This is a genomic window from Chitinophagaceae bacterium (assembly GCA_030053935.1).
Lineage (GTDB): Bacteria > Bacteroidota > Bacteroidia > Cytophagales > JASGCU01 > JASGCU01.
Window position 1 is genome coordinate 1 of the sequence record JASGCU010000101.1, and the last position, 7,706, is coordinate 7,706.

Below are 7,706 nucleotides of genomic sequence, written 5' to 3' on the forward strand. Positions count from 1 at the left end.
AATGGGTAAAAGCGTAAATGTAAAAACAGTCCCAAAAAGAATTATATTTTGGTTGTGTATAGAGAAAAAAGAGAGGTTTTGAAAGTAGAAAAATCATGAAGAATTGAAAAAAACACTAGGAAAGTGTCCAAAAAGTTTTTTACACAAACATTGAATTCTAAACTTATTGATAATCACACATGTCTCAAAATTGGCTTTTAGAACACTCTCCTTTTTATTTTTTTCTAATAAAAAATCAATTTGTAGAACTCACTTTATGTTTTTTGCTCTTTCTATTAGGTTTTTTATTTCGTTGGTTTTGTTTTGAGAAGTATAGAGTAAGAGCAGTTTTTTATATATTTCTGAGGTATTGGGTGCTTGCTCTATTATGTGAGTCCAATATCTTTCTGCTGCTACGAGGTCTTTTTTGAGTAAGGCAATATCTCCCAATTTTGCAAAACTTTCTAATGCATTCGGTTCTAATAGAATCACTTTTTGATAATACATTTCTGCAGAATCATACGCTTGTCTTTGAAAAAAATTATAGGCCATCTTACGGATTACTTTCCATTGTTTTGGATTGAGAGCAAGAGATTTTTGAAAGTATATCTGTGCCGAATCAATTTTATTTTCTGCTTCCATAATATACGCATAGTTAGAATATGTATTTGCATCTTCTTGGGTTTGATATTTCATAAGCTGCACAATATAGTATTTACTTCTCTCGTATTGTTTTGTTTTAAAATAATAGAGAGAAAGATAATCCATAGCAAAGAGATTGATGGGATCAATTTTTATAATGGTATTAACATGCTCCAATGCCTTCCCATATTTTTTATTATCACGGTAGTATTCTGCCCATATCCTATGTGGCTCTATCTTTTGAGGAGAGCTGGACAAGGCATTCTCCCAAAAGTTAATACTATTTTTGAAGTTTTTTGTGTGTTGAAAGTTCTGTACTACAAATATACCTCCTATAACAAAAATAAAAATTTGTATTCGCAAAAGAGAGTACGATTTAAGCACTTCTGCAATGCAAATAAACATACCCACAGCAGGGAAATAAATTCTATGTTCCAAATAGTCATATTTTTCATTTCCAAAAGAAATCAACACGGGGGGTATTAAAAAAAGGAACCACCATACTATTCCAAAAGAGAGCATTGCAGTATTCTTTTTATTATTATAAAAAAAGAAAATATACCCAATAAGGATATATAAAAACGAACCGAAGAGAGTATGAAGTTTGCTAAATGAAGGGTAGACAGACAATCGGATGGGAAGGAACAATTTAGAAAAAGATTCTAAAATAAAAGGAAAAGAACTTTTGACAGATTCTATCTTTGTTACCATTTCTAATTTTGTAAACTTACCAAGCCCTTGTAGTACATTGTTTTCCAATGCTACACTACGAATATACACCCAAAAAACACCTATAATTACCCATCCCACAAATAGTACTAATACATTTGGAAAAAGTTTTGTTTTTTCATCTGAAGTAAACATAAAAAAATAAACCAAACAAAGAACAGAAACGCAAACAGCTGTTTCTTTTGTATATAATGCAACACACCAAAAAACAAAATGAAGGACAAGAAATACATATCTCCGTGTTTCGTTATATTTGATAAAAAAAATGATACTTAAAAGTCCATGGATAGCTAATAAAGTATCATTCCTTCCGTAAATCCAACCAACCGCTGAAGAAAAAAGTGGGTGAACAGCAAATACAAGAGATAATAAGAAGCAAAGTTTTTTTTCATACCGAAACAAAAGAAATAATGTATATACCAAACAACAAACTATTATATGGTGTATAATATTCGTGAAATGATAAAAAAATGGAGAAGTTCCCGAAAACTGAAAATCAAAAACTAAAGAACCAAATAAAAGCGGTCTATAAAAACTATCTCCATACGATTCTATGAACGCCCTGAATATATTCCACACATCTTGAAAATACTTTTGATTATCAACCAAAGTCCCCCTATCGTCCAAACCTGTAAAATCAAACCAAAGTGTTTGCATATAGAGCAAAAAACCAACCCCTATAATTATAGTATAATGATGAGATAGAATTTTGAGAGGGTATGTTTTAGAAATCGATTGTGTTTGTGTTTGTATTTCTTGCTTTTGTTGTTTAAGGTAGTGACTCTTATTTTTTGTTTTCATTTTTTTTGTTATAGTTGATAATTCAAATAACTCTCATAGAAAATAATAAAAACACAAAATGCAATAAAAAATATAAAAAACATAGAACCGTAGAAATTGAGAAAAAAAAGATATAAAATGAGAACAATATATTCTTTGTATTACTATTGTGAAAAATAATAAAAAAGTTTATTTTAACATTTGAACTGTGACTCCAGTACGAAAAGTCTTTTTACAAAAATATTGATAATCAAATTTTACAAATCTATAAACTTATCAAATTGAGTTTTCGGGTTGGAATCAAATGTTAAAGGAATGAATTTTTATTATATTTTTGCTTTTGCGTAATGTGAGTTATATAATATTCGTAACAATGATTGATTTTGATAGAAATGAGTAAATTTTTCTAAAAAGTTTCGCAACGGTCTCATAAATAATAAATTTTCACAAATAAATATAAAAGAATCATTCAAAAAATTACATTATAATAAAAAAAATATATAGTTTATGTATTATTGCAAGAGATATTTACAAAATTCGAGTGTTCTTTTATTTCGTAAGCATTGATAGGAAATATCGGGAATAAATACCTATTTTGATATTATCTTAGTATTGCTCAAAAAAGTAAAATAAATTTATAATATTTAAGATTAATATATTTACAGATGAAAAGTAGTATAGTAAAAGATAAAATTAGTCGTTACGGGTATTTAGTTGGTATAATTATAGGGATTTCTCTTATTATTCCGCTTATTATAGTAGCTCTCATATATAATTGGATTAATATTCGAGTGATGGGTTTATGGGTTTATTATTTACCCGTTCTTAACGCATGTATTAATTTTATTACCAGCATCGCTCTTCTTTGGAGTATTTATGCTATAAAAGAAATGAAAGATTCAAAAGTGCATAGAAAAACGATGACATTTTCTATAATTCTGGGTGTATGTTTTTTGGTTTCGTATGTCTTATATCATGCTTCTGTTGATAGTGTGAAATATGGTGATGCAAATCATGATTATTATCTTTCGGGGGAAGAATTGGATAGTGTTGGTTTTTTACGTATTGTATACCTTTTCATACTTCTTTCTCATATTTTTGCTTCCTTTAGCGTTATTCCTTTTGTAACGTTCTCTTTTTATTATGCCATTACACATCAGTGGGATAAACATAGAAATGTAGTAAAATATAGTTATCCGATATGGCTTTATGTTTCTATATCAGGAGTCGTTGTGTATCTGCTCCTTTCTCCCTATTATCACTATTAAAGTATTATTTTGAAAGCATTTTTTTCTATGAAAATAACAAAGTATGAATTTGTAGCCAGTTATACTTCCGTAGATCAGTGCCCTCTTTCCGATAAAAACGAATATGCTTTTATAGGAAGATCTAATGTAGGTAAGTCTTCGCTGATAAACATGTTAGTGCAAGATTCTCATCTTGCTAAAATATCCTCTACTCCTGGTAAAACGCAGTGTTTGAATCTATTTCTCATCAATAGTTCTTTTTATCTTATGGATATGCCTGGCTATGGATGGGCAAGTACTTCCAAAGTGAATAAAAAAAAATGGAAAACAATGAATGAGACATATCTATTAGATAGAAAAAATCTTGCGTGTCTTTTTGTTTTAATAGATAGTAGAATCCCTCCTCAAGCAATAGATTTGGAATTTATACAATGGGTAGGTAAAAAGCAAATACCTTTTGTACTTGTTTTTACAAAAACAGATAAGTTATCCAAAACGGCTTTTCAAAAGAATGTGAGGCTCTTTGAAGCAGAACTTCATCAATGGGAATATCTTCCGCAGATGTTTATTACTTCTGCAAGAGAGAAAAAAGGAAGAGATGAAATTCTTGCTTTTATGGAGAAAATAAATAAAGATATTGTAATCTAAACGGATATGAATCGTTTCCCTTTCCTTTTTTTTATTTGTATACATTATGCAATCTTTGCCCGTTCTCAAGATGTTTGTATGCTCGGGGCAGAACAAATGGATAAATATATTTCATTGATAAGTTCTCAAAAGAGAGTAGCAGTGGTAGTCAACAATACCTCTTTCGTCAAGAAAACGCATTTAGTAGATACTCTTTTGCAACGAGGGATAATCATTACTAAAATATTTGCTCCTGAGCATGGATTCAGAGGAAATGTAGAAGCAGGAAAAAGTATTGATTCTTATAAAGACGAGAAAACAGGGTTACCCATCATATCTCTCTATGGCAAACATTATAAGCCAAGTCAAATAGATATGCAAGATATTGATGTTCTCGTTTTTGATATTCAAGATGTAGGAGTGCGATTTTATACCTACATAAGTACCCTTCATTATGTTATGGAAGCGTGTGCAGAAAACAATATCAAATGTGTAGTTTTAGACCGTCCTAATCCTCATACCCATTATGTGGACGGACCTGTTTTAGAAAGTTCTGAAAAATCTTTTGTAGGAATGCATACTATACCCATTGTTTACGGTATGACTATTGGTGAATTAGCAAATCTCATAAACAATGAAAAATGGCTTTCGGATACTCTGAAATGTGATTTAACAGTGATACCTCTCAAAAACTGGAAGAGAGGTGATACCTATATTTTACCCATAAAACCCTCTCCTAACCTTACCAATCAAAATGCTATAGAGTGGTATCCGACTCTTTGTTTATTTGAAGGAACTATTATGAGTGTAGGAAGAGGAACCTACTTTCCTTTTGAAGTTATAGGACATACGAATCCCATTTTCGGAGAATTTACTTTTACTCCCGTTTCTCTTCCCGAAATGGCAGTAAATCCAAAATATAAAAACCAAGTATGCTACGGAAAAGATTTTAGAAATAGTATCCCTACACAAAAAATTAATATTTCTATTATTCAAGAATTTTATAAGAAAAGTCCCGATACCGCTTCTTTTTTTACCAAATACTTTACCACTCTTGCAGGAACAAAAAGGTTAAAAAAACAGATACAACATGGCTTTACTGAAGATTCCATAAGAGCAACTTGGGCAGATGGATTAGAAACATTTAAGAAAATAAGAGAAAAATATCTTTTATACCGTTAAGAATCAGGCACTGATAATAAGAAAATTATCAATAGATGAAATTTTTGAACCCTTTGAAGTGATTGTAGAATACGTTCTTCAAATCAAAAAGAAAATACATTGTAGTTTTAAAAATATTATAAAACTTATCTCATACATCTATGAAAAGAATCACGCTTATTGCATACTTTGTTTTTATTGTTTCTTTCGTTTTTGGGCAGGCACTAACCGATGATAATTCTGTGCTTTCTTCTGGTCGATGGTATAAAATAGGAATTGTTAAAAAAGGAATTTATAAATTAGATAAAAACTTTTTTTTTCAAAAAAGAATTCCTATAGAAACAATAAACCCTCAGAATATAAAAATATACGGAAACGGAGGCAATGGAGTTTTACCCCAAAAAAATAATATTCCCCGCCCCATTGATCTTCGAGAAAATTCTCTCTTTGTGAGTGGAGAAGAAGATGGTATTTTTAATGATGAAGACTACATTCTTTTTTTTGGAAATACTGCTGATAAATATGAATACTCCAAGCAATGCAACTGTTATACATTTGAAAAACACAATTATTCGGATACTGTCTTTTATTTTTTGACCTTTGACGGAAGGAAAGGAAAGAGATTAGCCCTCAACCTCACTATGCAGGGAAATTTTCCTATTACAAACTCGTATGATGATTTTATAGTCATAAAAGAAGAAAAAACAAACTTGGAAGGAAGTGGAAGAACTTGGGTAGGAGAACGAATGTATGGAAAAGGAATAAAAAAAATATACCCTATCTCAGGAGGTTTTTTACCAAATCAAAATATAACTCTCGTTTCCACCGCATTAGGAACTCTTGCGATACCATCACAACTTCATATATCCATAAACGGAATACAAATCTATCAACAGTCATTAACTTCTATTTTATTCGAAGATTATGGGGAACAAGCATCTGTAAATACAGATACTATACGAGTATCATCTAACGATGGATTTACACGAGATGCTATATCTGTACAATATGAATTAATGTTTACAGGGACATCTTTCAAAAATTATTGGTTTATAGAAAGTATTACACTAGAAGGAAAAAAATCTCTCACGCTATCCGACTCTTCTTTATTTTTTAGAAATAAAGAATCCGCACAAAATAATACTCGCACCTATACCATATCAAAAAATAATAACATTCCTTATACTATTTGGGAAATTACCGAATTTACAAACCCAAAAAATCAACAATATACCTTAGAAAATAATACCATAGTATTCTCTTACAAAACAGATACTGTGAGAGAATTCGTTGCTTTTCACAATGAGGCAGTTCTATATCCTCCTTTTATAAAATCTATTGCAACACAAAACATAAAAATGGGCGAATCCTCTGAATTTCTTATCATTACCCATCCTCTCTTTAAAAAAGAAGCGGATAGATTGGCAGATTTTAGGAGACAAAATGATAATATGACCGTAAAAGTGGTTACTGTGGAAGAGATTTATAATCAATTTTCATCAGGAATGCAAGATGTTACCGCTCTCAGAGATTATATATATTATTTATACCATAAAGAAAAAAAATTAAAATACGTGCTTCTCTTTGGTGGAGCCACCTATGACTACAAACAAAAAGACCCACAAGCATACAATAAAAATTTTGTTCCGCTTTATGAATCTCGAAATTTTACCAATAATATCTACAGCTATTCTTCTGAGGATTATTATGGATTCTTAGAACCTGAGGAAGGAGAATGGATAGAAGACAATTATGGCGATCATACATTAGAAATAGGAATAGGAAGGATTCCTGTTATTAATCCATCGGAAGCAAAAACAGTAGTGGATAAAATTATTGCATACACTTCCAATGTTTCTAATACGGGAGATTGGAAAAATAAAATGGTACTCATAGCGGATGATGGCGATGCGAATATATTCTTAGACGGAGCAGAAAGAATGTTTGATATACTCGATGAAAAAAATCCTGAAATACAAATTCAAAAAGTATATTTAGATGCTTTTAAACAAATAAAAATAGATAAGTATACAGAAAAATCCAAACAAGCAGAAGACAGAATCGCAGAAATCGGAACAAATGGTGCATTAATCATAAATTATATAGGACACGGATCACCAAATCAAATAACCGACGAAGATATCGCCAACAAACAAACCTTTGCTCAATGGAATAGTGGTTATAAACTACCCGTTATTATAACTGCTACTTGCGATTTTGGAGTATATGATCAACCTCAAGTAATATCTGCCGCAGAAGAACTGCTCAAAAAACCAAATGGAGGAGCTATTGCTCTTTTTACCACCACAAGACCCGTTTATAGCAATACAAATGAAAAATTTAATGAGCAGTTTGTCAAATATCTCTTCAAAAAAGAAAATAATAAATATCTACGACTCGGGGATATAATGAAATATACCAAAAATGGCAGTTTATCAGGACCTATAAATAGAAATTTTACCCTACTCGGAGACCCCTCTATGCAGCTCAATCTCCCCAAATATTCTGTTCAATTAAACTCCATCAAAAATCAAACGAACC

At 30.8% G+C, this 7,706-nt stretch carries 5 protein-coding genes; 4 read left to right on the top strand and 1 reads right to left on the bottom strand.

The features are described from left to right. Positions 1-249: 249 nt before the first annotated feature. Positions 250-2,151: a hypothetical protein gene (locus QM536_08765; protein MDI9357097.1), complete on the bottom strand. Its 1,902-nt coding sequence runs from the start codon at positions 2,149-2,151 to the stop codon at positions 250-252. A 644-nt stretch (positions 2,152-2,795) separates the two neighbouring features. On the opposite strand from QM536_08765, the gene QM536_08770 reads away from it, so the two are divergent. From QM536_08770 to porU, 4 genes are all read left to right on the top strand, one after another. Continuing rightward, entirely contained in the window at positions 2,796-3,398 is a 603-nt protein-coding gene (locus QM536_08770) for a DUF420 domain-containing protein (protein ID MDI9357098.1), read from the top strand. 27 nt (positions 3,399-3,425) lie between these two features. After that, the gene (gene yihA / locus QM536_08775; protein MDI9357099.1) at positions 3,426-4,025 is read left to right on the top strand and encodes a ribosome biogenesis GTP-binding protein YihA/YsxC; all 600 of its coding nucleotides are present in this window, start codon (positions 3,426-3,428) and stop codon (positions 4,023-4,025) included. Between the two features lie 6 nt (positions 4,026-4,031). Continuing rightward, on the top strand, positions 4,032-5,186 hold the full coding sequence (locus QM536_08780; GenBank protein MDI9357100.1) for a DUF1343 domain-containing protein: 1,155 nt from the start codon (positions 4,032-4,034) through the stop codon (positions 5,184-5,186). A gap of 140 nt (positions 5,187-5,326) precedes the next feature. Next, the coding region (gene porU, locus QM536_08785; protein MDI9357101.1) for a type IX secretion system sortase PorU at positions 5,327-7,706 on the top strand (2,380 nt) is incomplete at its 3' end.